The 17,443-nt window shown below is 72.0% G+C and carries 16 protein-coding genes; 12 read left to right on the forward strand and 4 right to left on the reverse strand.

The features are described 5' to 3' along the window. Positions 1 to 296: 296 nt before the first annotated feature. A complete protein-coding gene (locus tag ACFVHO_RS05825; protein WP_385710583.1) occupies positions 297 to 428 on the reverse strand; it encodes a hypothetical protein in 132 nt (43 codons plus the stop codon). Between the two features lie 209 nt (positions 429 to 637). On the opposite strand from ACFVHO_RS05825, the gene ACFVHO_RS05830 reads away from it, so the two are divergent. From ACFVHO_RS05830 to ACFVHO_RS05850, 5 genes are all read left to right on the forward strand, one after another. Continuing rightward, complete coding sequence (locus tag ACFVHO_RS05830; RefSeq protein WP_385710585.1) at positions 638 to 2,041, forward strand: glycoside hydrolase family 28 protein; 1,404 nt, start codon at positions 638 to 640, stop codon at positions 2,039 to 2,041. Next, positions 2,038 to 3,852, forward strand: coding sequence for an alpha-L-fucosidase (locus ACFVHO_RS05835; RefSeq protein WP_385710587.1), 1,815 nt, complete (start codon positions 2,038 to 2,040; stop codon positions 3,850 to 3,852). The genes ACFVHO_RS05830 and ACFVHO_RS05835 overlap by 4 nt, the downstream gene beginning before the upstream one ends. A gap of 117 nt (positions 3,853 to 3,969) precedes the next feature. After that, positions 3,970 to 4,818: a GNAT family N-acetyltransferase gene (locus ACFVHO_RS05840; protein WP_385710589.1), complete on the forward strand. Its 849-nt coding sequence runs from the start codon at positions 3,970 to 3,972 to the stop codon at positions 4,816 to 4,818. A gap of 96 nt (positions 4,819 to 4,914) precedes the next feature. Then, positions 4,915 to 5,460, forward strand: a complete 546-nt coding sequence (locus tag ACFVHO_RS05845; protein WP_385710591.1) for a GNAT family N-acetyltransferase — start codon at positions 4,915 to 4,917, stop codon at positions 5,458 to 5,460. Between the two features lie 70 nt (positions 5,461 to 5,530). Continuing rightward, positions 5,531 to 7,225, forward strand: coding sequence for a proline--tRNA ligase (locus tag ACFVHO_RS05850; protein WP_385710593.1), 1,695 nt, complete (start codon positions 5,531 to 5,533; stop codon positions 7,223 to 7,225). A 294-nt stretch (positions 7,226 to 7,519) separates the two neighbouring features. On the opposite strand, the gene ACFVHO_RS05855 is transcribed toward ACFVHO_RS05850, so the two are convergent. The 3 genes from ACFVHO_RS05855 to ACFVHO_RS05865 form a co-directional block, all read right to left on the reverse strand. Next, positions 7,520 to 8,428, reverse strand: coding sequence for an aminoglycoside phosphotransferase family protein (locus ACFVHO_RS05855; RefSeq protein WP_385710595.1), 909 nt, complete (start codon positions 8,426 to 8,428; stop codon positions 7,520 to 7,522). Between the two features lie 219 nt (positions 8,429 to 8,647). After that, positions 8,648 to 9,160: a ferritin-like domain-containing protein gene (locus ACFVHO_RS05860; protein WP_385710640.1), complete on the reverse strand. Its 513-nt coding sequence runs from the start codon at positions 9,158 to 9,160 to the stop codon at positions 8,648 to 8,650. 8 nt (positions 9,161 to 9,168) lie between these two features. Beyond that, positions 9,169 to 9,702, reverse strand: a complete 534-nt coding sequence (locus ACFVHO_RS05865; RefSeq protein ID WP_385710597.1) for a hypothetical protein — start codon at positions 9,700 to 9,702, stop codon at positions 9,169 to 9,171. A 298-nt stretch (positions 9,703 to 10,000) separates the two neighbouring features. Here ACFVHO_RS05865 and rimP point away from each other — a divergent pair, with 298 nt between their 5' ends. The 7 genes from rimP (at position 10,001) to truB (ending at position 17,283) form a co-directional block, all read left to right on the forward strand. Continuing rightward, the gene (gene rimP / locus ACFVHO_RS05870; protein ID WP_385710599.1) at positions 10,001 to 10,564 is read left to right on the forward strand and encodes a ribosome maturation factor RimP; all 564 of its coding nucleotides are present in this window, start codon (positions 10,001 to 10,003) and stop codon (positions 10,562 to 10,564) included. Between the two features lie 2 nt (positions 10,565 to 10,566). Further along, positions 10,567 to 11,574 (forward strand): transcription termination factor NusA, encoded by a 1,008-nt coding sequence (nusA, locus tag ACFVHO_RS05875; RefSeq protein ID WP_385710601.1) that lies wholly within the window; start codon positions 10,567 to 10,569, stop codon positions 11,572 to 11,574. A gap of 99 nt (positions 11,575 to 11,673) precedes the next feature. After that, positions 11,674 to 11,973, forward strand: a complete 300-nt coding sequence (locus tag ACFVHO_RS05880; RefSeq protein ID WP_385710603.1) for a YlxR family protein — start codon at positions 11,674 to 11,676, stop codon at positions 11,971 to 11,973. 145 nt (positions 11,974 to 12,118) lie between these two features. Continuing rightward, positions 12,119 to 15,232, forward strand: a complete 3,114-nt coding sequence (infB, locus tag ACFVHO_RS05885) for a translation initiation factor IF-2 (RefSeq protein WP_385710605.1) — start codon at positions 12,119 to 12,121, stop codon at positions 15,230 to 15,232. Between the two features lie 306 nt (positions 15,233 to 15,538). Next, on the forward strand, positions 15,539 to 15,835 hold the full coding sequence (locus ACFVHO_RS05890; RefSeq protein WP_385710607.1) for a DUF503 domain-containing protein: 297 nt from the start codon (positions 15,539 to 15,541) through the stop codon (positions 15,833 to 15,835). Positions 15,836 to 15,883: 48 nt separating this feature from the next. Next, on the forward strand, positions 15,884 to 16,378 hold the full coding sequence (gene rbfA / locus ACFVHO_RS05895; protein ID WP_385710609.1) for a 30S ribosome-binding factor RbfA: 495 nt from the start codon (positions 15,884 to 15,886) through the stop codon (positions 16,376 to 16,378). After that, complete coding sequence (truB, locus tag ACFVHO_RS05900; RefSeq protein WP_030362051.1) at positions 16,378 to 17,283, forward strand: tRNA pseudouridine(55) synthase TruB; 906 nt, start codon at positions 16,378 to 16,380, stop codon at positions 17,281 to 17,283. Before rbfA ends, truB begins: the two co-directional genes overlap by 1 nt. Positions 17,284 to 17,443 lie beyond the last annotated feature (160 nt).

Raw genomic sequence — 17,443 nt, forward strand, 5'->3', positions numbered from 1 at the left:
GCCCACCTGTGGCGTTCCCCGGGCTGCGTAGCTCCCGCCCACCTGTGGCGTTCCCCGGGCTGCGTAGCTCCCGCCCACCTGTGGCGTTCCCCGGGCTGCGTAGCTCCCGCCCACCTGTGGCGTTCCCCGGGCTCCGTAGCCCCCGACCACCTGCGCCGTTCCCCTGGGCTGCATGGCTTCCCGCCCACCCGCGACGTTCCTCCGGGCTCTACAGCCCCCCGTCCCGACCCACTACCAGCGCCCCGGCGGCTCCCCCGGGCCCCACCTGTACGGGTGGGCGGGTGGGGAGGCGCCGCTTAGCGGCGGCGCGGCCGGGTGGCCGCCACCGCGCTCGTCCGGCTGATGGACGGCGGGGTGAACGGCGGGACCGGTGAGGTCGGGGTGGCCAGGAGGAAGTCGCGTTCGAAGGACTCCCCGTTGAGCTGCACGTTCGCGGTTCCACCGGCGCACCGTCTTGACAGCTCCGATGTATGGCAGGACCTTGTTCGGGAGCACGGCCTGAAGAAGCGTTCTCTCGCGGCACTTTTGTTTATTGCGCGTCCGGCTCCATGGTGATTCATCCGATGACAGAGGGGCTCGGGGCGCGCCCCGAGCCCCGCAAAGCCGTCGCACTCGACCTCCCCGTCCCTGGAGCGTGATGTCCCGTGCGTGCACGTCCCACCCGTCGTACGGCTCTCACCGCGGGCGCCCTCGCGGGGCGACCCCGCTGCTGCCCGCGTACGCGGCGGGCGCCGCCGACCCCTGGTCCCGCGTCCCCGCGATCCTCGCCCGCATCAAGCCGCCCCGCATTCCCCAACAGCGTTTCGACGTACGTGACTTCGGTGCCGTGGGTGACGGCGTCACGAAGAACACCGCCGCCTTCCGGCGGGCCGTCGCCGCCTGCCACGAGGCCGGGGGCGGCCGGGTCGTCGTACCCGAGGGCGGGCGTTTCCTGACCGGCGCGATCCGGCTGCGCAGCCGTGTGAACCTGCGCGTCGACGGCACCGTCCTGTTCTCCACGGACCCGGCCGACTACCTCCCGATGGTCCACACGCGCTGGGAGGGCACCGAGTGCTGGAACTACTCGTCGTTCGTCTACGCCCACGGCGAGCACGACATCGCCGTCACGGGCCACGGAACGCTGGACGGCCAGGGCATGGACGGGCCCTGGAAGAGCTGGCGCGACCCCGGCGGCGGGCAGCCCGCCGACCAGGCCGAGCTGCGGCGCATGGGGGAGGAGGGGGTGCCCGTCGCGCGGCGGATCTTCGGTCCGGGGCACCATCTGCGCCCGAACATGGTGCAGTTCTACCGCTGCCGCAACGTCCTCATCCAGGACGTCACCGTCCTCGAACCCGCCATGTGGACCCTGCACCCGGTCCTCTGCGTCAACGTCCTCATCAAGGACGTCGACGTCATCGGCCGCATCAACAACAGCGACGGCGTCGACCCCGAGTGCTGCACCGACGTGCTCATCACCGGCTGCCGGTTCCACACGGAGGACGACTCCGTCGCCGTGAAGTCGGGGCGGGACGAGGACGGCCACCGCGTCGGCGTGCCCAGCCGCAACATCGTCGTCCGTGACTGCGTGTTCTCCGGACGCTGGGGCGGCATCGCCGTCGGCAGCGAGATGTCCGGCGGCGCGTACGACATCTTCGCCGAGAACTGCCGTGTCAATCCCACGGACTTCCCCGGCCGCTTCAACCCCCGCCACCCCGTCTTCCTCAAGACGAACACCAAGCGCGGCGGCGCCATCGACGGCGTCCACGTACGGAACTTCACAGGCCGCCGGATCGACCGTGACTGCGTCTACCTCACCACCAGGTACGCCGGCCAGAGCGGCCCCCACAAGGCCGTCATCCGCAACGTGAGCGTCGAGAACATGCGGCACGACGGCGCCCGGCACGCCCTCAACCTCGAAGGGCTCGACGCCCACCCCTTCGGCCCCGTGCACATCGCCCACTGCGACTTCACGGACATCGAGCGGCCCAACGTCATCGAAGGCGCCCCCGAGCTCACGCTCCGCAAGGTCTTCGTCAACGGAACCGAGGTCCACCACCCATGACACCCGCCACGAAGCCCCGCACCCGCATCCGCACGAGATCCCTGCCCCTGTGGTCCGCCGTCCTCGCCCTGCTCGCCGGGCTCCTCCTCGCCACGAGCACCGGCCCGTCCACGGCCCAGGCGCAACGGCCCGCCCCCGACCCGCCCCGGCAGTCGATGCTCCGCGACGCCACCGCCGGACTCTTCCTGCACTGGGGCATGTTCACCAGCCCCAAGCACTACGACTGCCGGGCCTGGGAGAAGGCCGTCACCGACGGCGGCTGGACGCCCGACTACTGGGTCGACGAGGCCAAGAAGCTCGACGCGAGCTACATCGTCCTCGCCACCTTCCACTCCCGCCTCGGCTACGCCCGCCCCTGGCCCTCCGAGATCCCCGGCACCTGCGCCACCCGGCGCGACTTCCTCGGCGAACTGATCAAGGCGGGCGAGGCCAAGGGCGTCAAGACGATCCTCTACATGACCGACGACCCCAAGTGGCACGACGAGCAGGGCGTCGAGACCCTCGACTCGGCCGCGTACTCCGCCCACAAGGGCCGCGACGTCGACCTCACCACGCGGCCCGGCTTCGGCGAGTTCAGTTACGACAACTTCTTCGAGGTCATGGACGACTACCCGAAGCTGTCGGGCTTCTGGATCGACAACGACAACGAGTACTGGGAGCAGCACAAGCTCTACGAGCAGATCCGCGAGCGGCGCCCCGACATGACGCTGAGCAACAACAACGAGGACACCCCGGCCATGGACATGGTGTCCCACGAGCAGAAGACCGGCATGACCCCGGCCTACGACCAGCCCTCGGCGATCTGGACGCCCATGCCGCGCCTGACCGAGTCCTGCTACAAGGTGCCGAGCACCGGCGCCTGGTGGTACGACGGCCAGGACCGCCCGGTCGACACCGGCCTCAACGTCGGCCGCTACGTGGCCAATTCGGGCACGTCCATCAAGTCCCTCATGGACCTCCAGGCCATGATCGACGGCAGATTCCCGCCCCAGCAGCAGAAGTTCACCGACTTCATGAAGGACTATCTGCCGCCCATCCGGGAGTCCCTGCGCGGCGTCGAGGGCGGCGGCTACCGCTACGGCGGCATGCAGCCCGGCGCGTGGAACGACGGCGCGTACGGCTACGTCACCCTCAGCCGCGCCGAGCCCACGACGCAGTACGTCCACGTCACCACCCGCCCCACCACCGGCGACCGGATCCGCCTCCGCGACAACGGCCACCGCGTCAAGCGCGTCACCGACCTGCGCACCGGCGCGAAGCTACCGTTCGGCCAGAGCGACGGCAGCCTCACCATCCGGTCGATCAAGGACTGGGACCCGTACGACACCGTCTTCGAGGTCGAGACCGAACGCGGCCGCGAAGGCGTCTACCCGACCGGCTCCGTCAAGGCCGACGCCCCCGCCCTGACCGACGGCGACTTCAGTACGTACTCGGACAACAAGGGCACCCTGCCCGTCTCCGTCACGCTCGACCTCGGGAAGCGGAAGAAGGCCGCGTTCCTCGGCATCAACCAGCGCGAGTGGTCACCCACCCACAACCGCTCGACCTTCGGCAGGCCGGAGGACTCCGCCCGCATCAAGGACTACACCGTGTCCGTCAGCGACGACGGCAGGCGGTGGAAGCAGATCAAGACGGGCGTCCTGGAGAGCGCCCGCGGCATCCGCTTCATCGACCTCGGCGACGACGTCCGGACCCGCCTGCTCAAGCTCGACGTCACCACCACCTGGGCCGCGGCCACCGCCCCCAACTTCCACCGCCAGCTCAAGATCGACGAGATCCAGGTCGGCCACGGCCACGTGCGGCGCCGCTGATCGCGCAGGTCGTCCGCCCGGCCGCCGCGCGGGGGCCGGGCGGCGACCGGGCGGCGTCGCGGAACCTCGCCAGGTACAGTGCGGAGATCAGCAGACCGTATGGTGAGGCCCCCGCACGTGTTGACCCAGACCACCACCAGGGTCCTCGATCCGAGTGACCTGGACGCCGCGCTCGCCGTGCTCGACCGCGAGCCGGTCGCGAACGCCTTCGTCACGGCCAGGGTGCGCGTCGCTGGCCTCGACCCGTGGCGCCTCGGCGGCGAGATGTGGGGCTGGTACGAGGACGGCATGCTGGAGTCCCTCTGCTACGCGGGCGCCAACCTCGTCCCGATCTGCGCGACCCCGCGCGCCGTCCGCGGCTTCGCCGACCGCGCCCGCAGGGCCGGACGTCGCTGCTCCTCCATCGTCGGCCCCGCCGAGCCCACCGCCCTCCTGTGGCGCCTGCTCGAACCCTCCTGGGGGCCCGCCCGCGAGGTCCGCTCCCAGCAGCCGCTGATGGTCACCGACCGGCTCCCCGACGACATCGCACCCGATCCGTACGTCCGTCGCGTCCGCAAGGACGAGATGGAGACGATCATGCCGGCGTGCGTGGCGATGTTCACCGAGGAGGTCGGCATCTCCCCGCTGGCCGGCGACGGCGGCCTGCTCTACCAGGCCCGGGTCGCCGAACTCGTCGGATCAGGGCGGTCCTTCGCCCGCATCGACGCCGACGGCCGCGTCGTCTTCAAGGCCGAGATCGGCGCGGCGACGGACCTGGCCTGTCAGGTGCAGGGCGTGTGGGTGGCCCCCGAGTACCGGGGGCAGGGGTACGCGGCCCCCGGCATGGCCGCCGTCATGCGCTACGCCCTCGCCGACGTGGCGCCCGTCGTCAGCCTCTACGTCAACGACTTCAACACGGCGGCGCGGGCCACGTATCGCCGGGTCGGTTTTCGGGAGGTCGGGGCTTTCATGAGCGTGTTGTTCTGAGAGCCCCGTGAGGGGCGCCCCTGACAGGGCCATTTCCGGCCGTGGCCGGACTTCGGTGCCGCCCGGTGTCGACATCCGGCGAAGTAGGGTTCCGGCATGACTGACGACGTCGTGATCGGGCCCGTCGACCTGGCCGCACGCGTGGACGACGCGCTGCGCGTACAGGCCCTCGCCTTCGGGCTCAGCGACGACGAGATCGCGGTACGCCGCCAGATCGTCCTGCGGCACCTCACCCACCCCGGCGCGCGGGCGCTCGGCGCCACCACCCGCGACGGACGGCTCGTCGGCTTCGTCTACGGCATGCCCAACGACCGCGCGCACTGGTGGTCCACCGTCGTCGAGCCCTATCTGCGCGGCTGGGGCCTTGAGGGCTGGCTCGACGACTCCTTCGTGATCACCGAGCTGCACGTACGCCCCGGCTACCAGAACCGCGGCCTCGGCCGCGCCCTCATCACCACCATCACCGACACCGCGGCCGAACCCCGCTCCATCCTCTCCGCCATCGACACCGAGAGCCCCGCCCGCGCCCTGTACCGCTCCCTCGGCTACACCGACCTGGCCCGCAACGTGCTCTTCCCGAGCGCCCCCAAGCCGTACGCGGTGATGGGCGCGCCGCTGCCCCTGATGCGGCCCGGCGGCTGAATCGGATTTCCACGTGCCCTGGTGCCCCGGCTAACCTGCGCCCATCACCCTTTCGTAGCAGGAGATCACCATGGCCCAGGTCCAGCGCATGTCCCGTTTGATGGTCAAGACACTGCGCGACGACCCGGCGGACGCGGAGACGCTCAACCACAAGCTGCTCGTGCGCGCCGGATACGTACGCCGTACCGCCGCCGGCATCTGGACCTGGCTGCCGCTCGGCAAGAAGGTCTACGAGAACGTCGCCCGCGTCGTCCGCGAGGAGATGGACGCCATCGGCGGCCAGGAGGTCCTGCTCCCCGCCCTGCTGCCCAAGGAGCCCTACGAGGCCAGCGGGCGCTACGAGGAGTACGGCGACCTGCTGTTCCGCCTCAAGGACCGCAAGGGCTCCGAGTACCTCCTCGGCCCCACCCACGAGGAGATCTTCACCCAGGTCGTCAAGGACCAGTGCTCGTCCTACAAGGACCTGCCGGTGATCCTCTACCAGATCCAGACGAAGTACCGCGACGAGGCCCGTCCGCGCGCGGGCGTCCTGCGCGGCCGCGAGTTCCAGATGAAGGACTCCTACTCCTTCGACGCCTCCGACGAGGGCCTCGCCGAGGCGTACGCCCTGCACCGCGCCGCCTACCAGCGCATCTTCGAGCGCCTCGGCCTGGACTACCGCATCGTGTCCGCCGTGTCCGGCGCCATGGGCGGCTCGGCGTCCGAGGAGTTCCTGGCGCCCGCGCCCGCCGGCGAGGACACGTTCGTGGACTGCCCCGAGTGCGACTACGCGGCCAACACCGAGGCCGTGACCTTCGCCCTCAAGCCGGTCTCCGTGGACGGCCACCCCGCGGTCGAGGACCTGGACACGCCCGACACCCCGACCATCGAGACCCTCGCCCAGCACCTGGGCGTCCCGGCCTCCGCCACCCTCAAGAACCTCCTCGTCAAGGTCGACGGCGAGATCGTCGCCGTCGGCGTGCCCGGCGACCGCGAGGTCGACCTCGGCAAGCTCGGCGAGCACCTCGCGCCCGCCGAGGTCGAGCTCGTCACCGCCGAGGACTTCGAGGGCCGCGACGACCTCGTCCGCGGCTACGTCGGCCCCCAGGGCCTGGAGAAGGTCCGCTACATCGCCGACCCGCGCGTCGCGCCCGGCACCTCCTGGATCACCGGCGCCAACAAGGCCGACACTCACGCCCGCAACGTCGTCTGCGGCCGTGACTTCGAGGTCGACGACTACCTCGACGTCGTCGTGGTCGAGGCCGGGGACCCGTGCCCCGCCTGTGGCGCCGGACTGAAGCTGGACCGGGCGATCGAGATCGGCCACATCTTCCAGCTCGGCCGCAAGTACGCCGACACCTTCCAGCTCGACGTCCTCGGCCAGAACGGCAAGCCCGTCCGCGTCACCATGGGCTCCTACGGCATCGGCGTCTCCCGCGCCGTCGCCGCCCTCGTCGAGCAGACCGCCGACGAGCAGGGCCTGTGCTGGTCCAAGGAGGTCGCCCCCGCCGACGTCCACATCGTCGCCGCCGGCAAGGCCGTCCAGACCGAGCTGGCCCTCGACGTCGCCGAGCGGCTGGGCGCCGCGGGCGTACGTGTCCTCGTCGACGACCGCGCCGGCGTCTCGCCCGGCGTCAAGTTCACCGACGCCGAGCTCATCGGCGTCCCCACGATCCTGGTCGCAGGACGCAGGTCCGCCGACGGCGTCGTCGAGCTGAAGGACCGCCGGACGGGGGAGCGGGAGGAGCTGTCGGTGGCCGACGCGATCACTCGCCTCACGGCGTAAGCCGGACGGGGGGCGCCCGACACCGGGGGCTCCCCCCTCCACACCCCCGATCGCGCTCCGCGCTCGTCCTCAAACGCCGGACGGGCTCTCTCCCACCCACCCGCCCAACCTGGAACCGGCTGAGCAACAGCCCGGCACCTTCAGCCCGCCCCGGTGCGCCTTCAGCCAGCCTTGGCGGAGTAGTTTCAGCCCGTCCGGCGATTGAGGACGAGGCGCGGAGCGCCGATCAGCGGGGGTCCGGGGGCGCAGCCCCCGGGTTCGGGGAGGGGTGGGGTTGGGGAGCCCCCGGCAGGGCTAGACCCAGCCCGCGAACTCGAGGAGTAGTTCCGCGTCCTGGTCCCGGCCCACTCGCAGGGCCCGGACACCGGACTCGACGGCCCGGAACAGCGTCCACCCCCGCAGCCGCCCGGGATCCACGTCCAACGACTCGGCCAACCGCTTCACGCGCCGCCGCGTGACCGCCGCCCCCGACGGCGAGGCGATCAGATCCTCCACCCGGTCCCGCACGAGCCGAGCCAGGTCGAACGCGGCCTCCCCGACGACCGGATCGGGCCCCACGGCCAGCCACGGCACCCGCTCGGCAGCAAGCACCTTGCTCTGCCGGAAGGTCCCGTGCAGCAGCAGCGCACCCCCCTCCGAGGGCACGGAGCCGAGCAGTTCGTCGCGCGCGGCGAGAGCGGCGGCCACGAGCGGCCGAGCGTCCGGATCGGGGCACGCGGCCATCGCCTCGGCCTGCCGCCCCGTCCGCTCGGCGACGGTCTCGAACCGGTGCCCGGCGGGCGGCGCCACCCACAGCCGCCGCAACGTCCCGGCCGCCTCCAGCATGGACTTGGCCTCGGGCAAGGACCGCACGGACACGTCCCGCTGCAACCGTTCGACGAGCAGCGCCCCACCCGCGGGGTCGGAGTCCAGGAGCCGCGCGGCCCCCATCCCGCCCCAGTGAGCGAGCGCGGCCCGCTCGCTGTCGGGCCGCGACCGTGGCGGCACCAGCTTGAGCACGGCGGGCGTACCCGCGGACGTCCGGACGAGTACGACGAGGCTGCTGCGCCCACCGGGCACCTGCACCCGCTCCACGGCCAGCCCGTGCCGCGCGACGGCCTCCTCGGCGAGTTCGGGCAGCCGGCGCAGCCAGTCGTCGGTGGCGGCGTCGCGCGTCGCCTCGCCGAGCGCACGGACGAGGCGCGGCGGCGGTTCGAAAGCCATGCGCGAGGTGTTCCCTTCCCGGTCGCCCGAAGGCGTTCGTATTCCGACTGCACGAGGCCAGGCGTGCGTGGTGACGCGATCAGGCCGACAGCACCCTCACGCCGACGGCGCGCGGGCCGACGGCAGCGGTCGTACCCGAGGCGGGTTCACGCCCGAGGCGAGCCCATGCCCGAGGCCCGCTCACCCCAACAGCGCACTCACCCCCGGCCCCGAGCGCCCTCACGCCCCCGGTGACGCGGACCCGGTGCCGTCTGCCGACGCCCGGGACCGCTCCGCGAGCCCAGGGAAGGCTACGCTCCCGCCGCGCCAGCGCGCCGCCCGCACCGCCGCCTCCCGCAGGGACTCGGCCGCGGCGCCGCGCCGGGCGCCCTCGGCGGCGCGCACCAGATCGGAGTAGACCGCGGCGACCCGCTCCTCCAGCTCGGCCGCGAGGCGCACGGCCGCCGCCGAGTCGGGCACCGGGAACGGCAGGGCGTACGCCGCCGCGGAGGGCTCGGGCTCGCCGCCGAGGCCGCGTACCGTCCGCCGGAGCTCGTCCCGGCGTGCGCGATGCGCGTCGTACGCCGTGCGCGCCTCCGCCCGCCGCTCGTCGCCGATCCGGCCGCCCACGACGCCGTAGCCGTACACGGCCGCGTGCTCGGCCCGCAGTGCCGCCTGCAGGGCCTTCAGCTCGGGTTTCCCGTCCGCTTCGCCGTCTCTGCTGTCTGCGTCGCCGTCTGCGTCCGCGCGGATCTCTCGGCTCACTTGTCGTCCTCCGTCAGCAGGTACGCGTGCGCGGCGCCCGCCGCCGCGACGGACGCGAGCAGCCGGGCCAGTTCGGCGGGCGCGTCCAGGAGTTGCTTGCCGCGCCGCCGGGCCAGGTCCCGCTCCGCCGAGGCCAGGAACCGCAGGGCGTCCCGCTCGCCCTCGGGGACCGGGACGGGGGCGGAGGCCGGGGACTTGGGGGACTCGGGGGACTTGGACGGCGCGGGCTCAGAGTCGGCGTCGAACGCCTTCTCGTGCCGCGCCACCTCCGCCCGCAGCGGCCGCAGCCGCCCCGCCAGGGGAGCGTGCGCGGCGAGCACGGCGTCGTACTGCCGCAGCAGCCCGGCGCTGTCCCGCGCGGCACGCGCGCGCAGCCGGTCGTCGGCGGACGGGCGTCCGTCGCCGGGGGAGTCGCCGGAGCCGGAGCACCCGGCGAGCAGCGTGGTGCCGGCCGCGGCGGCGGCCCCGGTCAGCAGGCTCCTTCGGCGCGGGCCCGGGCGGGTCCACGAAGGGGTGAGATACGACGGCACGGCAGACGTCCTCGGAAAGGTTGGCCGCTAGGGCACGGAGGGCGGGGTGAGGTGATACGGGCGGAGCAGGGGGAGGTGCGAGGGGGTGCGTGGGAGGGCGGAGCCCTCGGGTGGCGGCAGGGGAGGGCTCGCGGGCCCGGTGATCACCGTACCTGCGCCCTGTCGTCGTACGCGCGATCGGCTCGAACCGGGCTTGCGGAGCCCCGGCGGTGGACGGCAACACCCTCCGCGACCGGATACCCTTTGACCTGACACGCGACGATCCCACAACAGCACACGCGGCCGAGGAGTCACCCGGATGAGCACCACCCAGAGCGAGAGGCTGCGAGAACTGCTGGAACCGCTCGTCAGCTCGAAGGAACTGGATCTCGAAGAGATCGAAGTGGCCTCGGTCGGACGCAAGCGGGTGCTGCGAGTCGTCGTCGACTCCGACGACGGCGTGGATCTGGACCGCATCGCCGAGCTGAGCCGCGAGTTCTCCGCGAAGCTCGACGAGTCGGACGCGATGGGCGACGGCGAGTACACGCTCGAGGTCGGCTCCCCGGGCGCCGAGCGCCCGCTGAAGGAACAGCGCCACTACGTACGCGCCATCGGACGCCTCGCGAAGCTCCAGCTCACCGAGGGCGGCGAGCTGACCGCGCGGATCCTGAAGGTCGACGACGAGGGCGTGGACCTCGAAGTGCCCGGAGTCAAGGGCCGCAAGCCCACCGCCCGCAGGCTCGCCTTCGCGGAGATCGCCAAGGCGCGTGTCGAGGTGGAGTTCAACCGCAAGACCGCAGACGACGCCGTCGGTGCCGGCAGTGCCGCCGGTGGCGGCGACAACGACGACGAGAAGAACATGAAGGAAGAGGAGGAGGCGTAGCCGTGGACATCGACATGAGTGCCCTGCGAGGTCTGGTGCGGGAGAAGGAGATCTCCTTCGACCTGCTGGTCGAGGCGATCGAGTCGGCCCTCCTCATCGCCTACCACCGCACCGAGGGAAGCCGCCGCCACGCGCGCGTGAAGCTCGACCGCGAGAGCGGTCACGTGACGGTCTGGGCGAAGGAGGACGCCGAAGACCTCGAGGAGGGCCAGGAGCCCCGCGAGTTCGACGACACCCCGTCCGATTTCGGCCGTATCGCAGCCACCACCGCCAAGCAGGTCATCCTGCAGCGGCTGCGCGACGCGGAGGACGACGCGACCCTCGGCGAGTACGCGGGCCGCGAGGGCGACATCGTGACCGGCGTCGTCCAGCAGGGCCGCGACCCGAAGAACGTGCTGGTCGACATCGGCAAGCTGGAGGCCATCCTGCCCGTGCAGGAGCAGGTGCCGGGCGAGGAGTACCCGCACGGCATGCGCCTGCGCAGCTATGTGGTGCGGGTGGCCAAGGGCGTGCGCGGCCCGTCCGTGACGCTCTCGCGCACCCACCCGAACCTGGTCAAGAAGCTGTTCGCGCTCGAGGTCCCGGAGATCGCCGACGGGTCCGTGGAGATCGCCGCCATCGCGCGCGAGGCCGGTCACCGCACCAAGATCGCGGTCCGCTCGACCCGCTCGGGCCTGAACGCCAAGGGCGCCTGCATCGGCCCCATGGGCAGCCGGGTGCGCAACGTCATGGCCGAGCTGAACGGCGAGAAGATCGACATCGTGGACTGGTCGGACGACCCGGGCGACATGGTGGCCCACGCGCTGTCCCCGGCCCGCGTCAGCAAGGTCGAGATCGTCGACCTGGCCGGCCGCTCCGCCCGTGTGACCGTGCCGGACTACCAGCTCTCGCTGGCGATCGGCAAGGAGGGCCAGAACGCCCGCCTCGCCGCCCGCCTCACCGGCTGGCGCATCGACATCCGGCCGGACACCGAGCTGCCGGAGAACGCGGCGCGGGACTCAGAGGGCTGATCACCCCCGGTTCCCGGGCTCTCCTGAACTGATCAAGACAACATCCGTTCGATTTTTGCCCCAAAGGGGTGAGGTCGGTGCGGGGAGGTAGACTTAAGCGTGTCTGGCCGGACGCAAGCCCGAGCATGCCCTGAGCGCACCTGTGTGGGGTGCCGGGAGCGAGCGGCCAAGAGTGAGCTGCTGCGCACCGTGGCGATCGAGGGCTCTTGCGTCCCCGATCCAAGCGGTACGCTGCCCGGCCGGGGTGCGTATGTACACCCCGCCCTGGTCTGTTTCGAGCTGGCGCTCCGCCGCCGGGCGTTTCCGCGGGCCCTTCGGGCCCAGGGACCGCTCGACACCGCGGAACTGCGCCGGAATGTCGAGACAGCCGAGACCGTTGCCCAGCAGGCAACACCGTAGGAAGTGCCGCACGGAACCCCATGCGGCCCTGGTACCCCGCGAGTTGGAAGTAGGTCGAGATTGCGATGAGCACTCGATGAGCACGCGATGAGTACGCCCATGAAGTAGCGACGGTCCGGCGTAACCCGGACCTAAAAGGAGCGAAGTGGCTAAGGTCCGGGTATACGAACTCGCCAAGGAGTTCGGCGTGGAGAGCAAGGTCGTCATGGCCAAGCTCCAGGAACTCGGTGAATTCGTACGTTCGGCGTCCTCGACGATCGAGGCGCCCGTAGTACGCAAACTGACTGACGCATTGCAGCAGGGCGGCGGCAACGGCAAGTCCGCCGCCAAGCCCGGGGCGCCCCGCAAGGCGGCGGCCCCCAAGCCGGCGACCCCGTCGGCACCCTCTCCCGCGCAGGCCGCCAAGCCGGCCGCGCCCAAGCCGCCGGCGCCCAAGCCGGCCGCTGCCGACAAGCCCGCCGCGGCGCCCGCTCCGGGCCCCCGCCCGGGCCCCGTCGCGCCCAAGCCCGCGACGCCGAAGCCCGCTCCGGCGTCCCCGGCTCCGGCCGCGCCCGAGTTCACCGCGCCCCCGGCCGCCCCGGCGGCTCAGGCTCCGGCTGCGTCCTCCGGGGCCTCGGCCCCGGCGGGCCCGCGTCCCGGCGCCCGCCCCGGTGCCCCCAAGCCCGGAGGCCGTCCGGCCCCCGGTCAGGGCCAGGGTCAGGGCCAGCGCGGCGGCGACCGCGGCGACCGTCAGGGTGCCCCGCGCCCCGGCGGCCAGGGTGGCGCCCCGCGTCCGGGCGGCCGTCCGGCCGGTCCGCGCCCGGGCAACAACCCCTTCACCTCTGGTGGCTCCACCGGCATGGCGCGCCCGCAGGCGCCCCGTCCGGGCGGCGCCCCGCGCCCCGGTGGCCAGGGTGCCCCCGGCGGCCCGCGCCCGCAGGGCCAGGGCCAGGGCGGCGGCCAGGGTGGTCCCCGTCCGCAGGGTCAGGGCGGCGCTCGTCCGTCCCCGGCCGGAATGCCGCGCCCGCAGGCGCCGCGTCCGGGCGGCGGCCCCGGCGGTAACCGTCCGAACCCGGGCATGATGCCGCAGCGTCCCGCCGCGGGCCCGCGTCCCGGTGGTGGCCCCGGCGGTGGCCGTGGCCCCGGTGGCGGCGGTCGTCCCGGTGGCGGCGGCGGTGGCCGTCCCGGCTTCGCCGGTCGTCCCGGTGGTCCGGGCGGTGGCGGCGGTGGCTTCGCCGGTCGTCCGGGTGGTCCCGGTGGCGGCGGCGGTGCCGGTCGTCCCGGTGGTGGCGGCGGCTTCGGCGGTCGTCCCGGCTTCGGTGGCCGTCCCGGTGGTCCGGGTGGCCGCGGTGGCACGCAGGGCGCCTTCGGCCGTCCCGGCGGTCCCGCGCGTCGCGGTCGCAAGTCGAAGCGGCAGAGGCGCCAGGAGTACGAGGCCATGCAGGCCCCGTCGGTCGGCGGCGTGATGCTGCCGCGCGGCAACGGCGAGACCGTTCGCCTGTCGCGTGGTGCCTCCCTCACCGACTTCGCCGAGAAGATCAACGCCAACCCGGCGTCGCTCGTCGCGGTGATGATGAACCTCGGCGAGATGGTCACGGCCACGCAGTCCGTCTCCGACGAGACGCTGCAGCTCCTCGGCGACGAGATGAACTACACCGTTCAGATCGTCAGCCCCGAGGAGGAGGACCGCGAGCTGCTCGAGTCGTTCTCCATCGAGTTCGGCGAGGACGAGGGCGGCGAAGAGGCGCTCATGTCCCGCCCGCCGGTCGTGACCGTCATGGGTCACGTCGACCACGGCAAGACCCGACTGCTCGACGCCATCCGCAAGACGAACGTCATCGCGGGTGAAGCGGGCGGCATCACGCAGCACATCGGTGCGTACCAGGTCGCCACCGAGGTCAACGGCGAGGACCGCGCGATCACCTTCATCGACACCCCGGGTCACGAGGCGTTCACCGCCATGCGTGCCCGTGGTGCCAAGTCGACCGACATCGCGATCCTCGTGGTGGCGGCCAACGACGGTGTGATGCCCCAGACGATCGAGGCGCTGAACCACGCCAAGGCGGCCGACGTGCCGATCGTGGTCGCGGTCAACAAGATCGACGTCGAGGGCGCGGACCCGACCAAGGTGCGCGGTCAGCTGACCGAGTTCGGTCTGGTGGCCGAGGAGTACGGCGGCGACACGATGTTCGTCGACATCTCCGCCAAGCAGGGCCTCAACATCGACTCCCTGCTCGAGGCCGTCGTCCTCACCGCCGACGCCTCGCTCGACCTGCGGGCCAACCCGGAGCAGGACGCGCAGGGCATCGCGATCGAGGCGCACCTGGACAAGGGCCGCGGCGCCGTCGCGACCGTCCTGGTCCAGCGCGGCACGCTGCGCGTCGGTGACACGATGGTCGCCGGTGACGCGTACGGCCGAGTCCGCGCGATGCTCGACGACAAGGGCGAGACCGTGGAAGAGGCGGGTCCGTCGACCCCGGTCCTCGTCCTGGGTCTCACCAACGTCCCGGGCGCGGGCGACAACTTCCTGGTCGTCGACGAGGACCGTACGGCCCGTCAGATCGCCGAGAAGCGCGCCGCCCGTGAGCGCAACGCCGCGTTCGCCAAGCGCGTCCGCCGTGTCTCGCTCGAGGACCTGGACAAGGTGCTCAAGGCCGGCGAGATCCAGCAGCTCAACCTCATCATCAAGGGTGACGCTTCTGGTTCCGTCGAGGCCCTGGAGTCCTCCCTGCTCCAGCTGGACGTCGGCGAGGAGGTCGACATCCGCGTGCTGCACCGCGGCGTGGGTGCGGTCACCGAGTCGGACATCGACCTGGCCATGGGCTCCGACGCCATCGTCATCGGCTTCAACGTCCGCGCGGCAGGACGTGCCGCGCAGATGGCGGAGCGCGAGGGCGTCGACGTCCGCTACTACTCGGTGATCTACCAGGCCATCGAGGAGATCGAGGCGGCCCTCAAGGGCATGCTCAAGCCGGAGTACGAAGAGGTCGAGCTCGGCACGGCGGAGATCCGCGAGGTCTTCCGCTCGTCCAAGCTGGGCAACATCGCGGGTGTTCTCATCCGCTCCGGCGAGGTCAAGCGGAACACCAAGGCCCGGCTCCTGCGCGATGGCAAGGTCATCGCCGAGAGCCTCAACATCGAGGGCCTGCGTCGCTTCAAGGACGACGTCACCGAGATCCGCGAAGGGTTCGAGGGCGGTATCAACCTCGGCAACTTCAACGACATCAAGGTGGACGACGTCATCGCGACGTACGAGATGCGCGAGAAGCCGCGGGCTTAGCGTTTGCGGACGGGGGTTGCCCGGGGTGTTCCCCTGGGCAGCCCCCGCTTCTTATGGGGGCTGCGCCCCCTTTCCCCCGCTTTCGGCGCTCCGCGCCTCGTCCTCAAACGCCGGACGGGCTGGAAAATCCAGCCCCTCCGGCGATTGAGGAGCGGGGTCCGGGGCGGAGCCCCGGGTACGGGACGGGTAGGGGCGGCGGGGGCGAATATCCGTCGAGCCGACCCGGCCCCGCGTTGTACGGTTCTGGTGACCCTGCCAACCGTGCGCAGGGCGCGATCCCGCACCGGCGGGTTATCCGGGACACACATGTATGTGGGGACTCTGTCCTTCGACCTGCTCCTCGGCGACGTACATTCGCTGAAGGAGAAGCGCTCCCTCGTCCGCCCGATCGTGGCGGAACTCCAACGGAAGTACGCGGTGAGCGCGGCGGAGGTCGGCCACCAGGACCTGCACCGCAGGAGCGAGATCGGCCTGGCGCTGGTCTCGGGGGACGCGGGGCACATCACGGACGTACTGGACCGGTGCGAGCGGCTCGTCGCCGCCCGGCCCGAAGTGGAGCTGCTGTCCGTACGGCGGCGCTTCCACGGTGACGACGACGCTTGAACGACCTGAACGACCAGCGACGAGCACAGCACAGAAGGAGACGGAGCAGTGGCCGACAACGCGCGGGCGAAGAGGCTGGCGGACCTCATCCGAGAGGTGGTGGCCCAGAAGCTGCAGCGCGGGATCAAGGACCCGCGGCTCGGCACGCATGTCACCATCACGGACACCCGGGTCACGGGTGACCTGCGGGAGGCGACCGTCTTCTACACGGTCTACGGGGACGACGAGGAGCGCGCGGCCGCGGCCGCGGGCCTGGAGAGCGCCAAGGGCGTGCTCCGGTCGGCGGTCGGCCAGGCCGCGGGCGTGAAGTTCACGCCGACCCTGACCTTCGTGGCGGACGCCCTCCCGGACAACGCCAGGGCCATCGAGGACCTGCTCGACCGGGCCCGGGCCTCGGACGCCAAGGTGCGGGAAGTCTCCGCGGGCGCCGAGTTCGCGGGCGGCGCGGACCCGTACCGCAAGGCGGACGAGGACGGCGAAGAGGCGGACGAGAGCACCGGCACCGGCGGTGCCGCGGCCGACAAGGACGGCGACGCCTCGTAATGACCAAGCGCAGCACCACGCCGGACGGACTTGTCATCGTCGACAAGCCGTCCGGCTTCACTTCGCACGACGTGGTCGCCAAGATGCGGGGCATCGCGAAGACCCGCCGCGTCGGGCACGCGGGCACCCTCGACCCGATGGCGACGGGCGTCCTCGTGCTCGGCGTCGAGCGGGCCACGAAGCTCCTCGGCCACCTGGCGCTCACCGAGAAGGAGTACCTCGGCACGATCCGCCTCGGCCAGGCCACCGTCACGGACGACGCGGAGGGCGAGATCACCTCGTCCGCGGATGCCTCCGGCGTCAAGCGCGACGCCGTCGACGCGGGCATCGCCAAGCTGTCCGGCGCCATCATGCAGGTCCCGTCGAAGGTCAGCGCCATCAAGATCGACGGCAAGCGGTCGTACGCGCGCGCCCGCCAGGGCGAGGACTTCGAGATCCCGGCCCGGCCGGTCACGGTCTCCTCCTTCCAGGTGTACGACATCCGGGACGCGGTCGCCGAGGACGGCACGCCAGTCCTCGACCTGGTCGTGTCCGTCGTCTGCTCCTCCGGTACGTACATCCGCGCCCTCGCCCGTGACCTCGGCGCCGACCTCGGTGTCGGCGGCCACCTCACGGCGCTGCGCCGCACCCGTGTCGGGCCGTACAAGCTGGACTCGGCGAAGACCCTCGACCAGCTCCAGGAGGAGCTGACGGTGATGCCGGTCGCCGACGCGGCCACCGCGGCGTTCCCCCGCTGGGACGTCGACGAGAAGCGGGCGCGGCTGCTCGCCAACGGCGTGCGGATCGACATGCCGGACGAGTACACAGGCGCGGGGCCCGTCGCCGTCTTCGGGCCCGAGGGACGCTTCCTGGTGCTCGCGGAGGAGTCGAAGGGCAAGGCGAAGAGCCTCGCCGTCTTCTCCTGACCCGCACTCAGTTCGCTTGCGCGGCGCGGGAGTTGTGGCTCGTCCGACGGCCCGTGCGGCGTGGGAGCCGTGGGGGTGTGGGGGGGCGGCGGGGGCCGCGGCGCCCCGCGCCCCCCCCCACCCGAGTAAGAACCCCCCCCCGGCAAAGCACAAAAAACAA

The organism is Streptomyces sp. NPDC127108, from assembly GCF_042677545.1.
Lineage (GTDB): Bacteria > Actinomycetota > Actinomycetes > Streptomycetales > Streptomycetaceae > Streptomyces.

Coding starts and splice junctions, on each gene's coding strand:
- ACFVHO_RS05850 (WP_385710593.1), top strand. CDS start 5,531: ATGGCCCAGGTCCAGCGCATGTCCCGTTTGATGGTCAAGACACTGCGC.
- ACFVHO_RS05855 (WP_385710595.1), bottom strand. CDS start 8,428: ATGGCTTTCGAACCGCCGCCGCGCCTCGTCCGTGCGCTCGGCGAGGCG.
- rimP (WP_385710599.1), top strand. CDS start 10,001: ATGAGCACCACCCAGAGCGAGAGGCTGCGAGAACTGCTGGAACCGCTC.
- ACFVHO_RS05845 (WP_385710591.1), top strand. CDS start 4,915: ATGACTGACGACGTCGTGATCGGGCCCGTCGACCTGGCCGCACGCGTG.
- ACFVHO_RS05890 (WP_385710607.1), top strand. CDS start 15,539: ATGTATGTGGGGACTCTGTCCTTCGACCTGCTCCTCGGCGACGTACAT.
- truB (WP_030362051.1), top strand. CDS start 16,378: ATGACCAAGCGCAGCACCACGCCGGACGGACTTGTCATCGTCGACAAG.
- ACFVHO_RS05835 (WP_385710587.1), top strand. CDS start 2,038: ATGACACCCGCCACGAAGCCCCGCACCCGCATCCGCACGAGATCCCTG.
- ACFVHO_RS05830 (WP_385710585.1), top strand. CDS start 638: ATGTCCCGTGCGTGCACGTCCCACCCGTCGTACGGCTCTCACCGCGGG.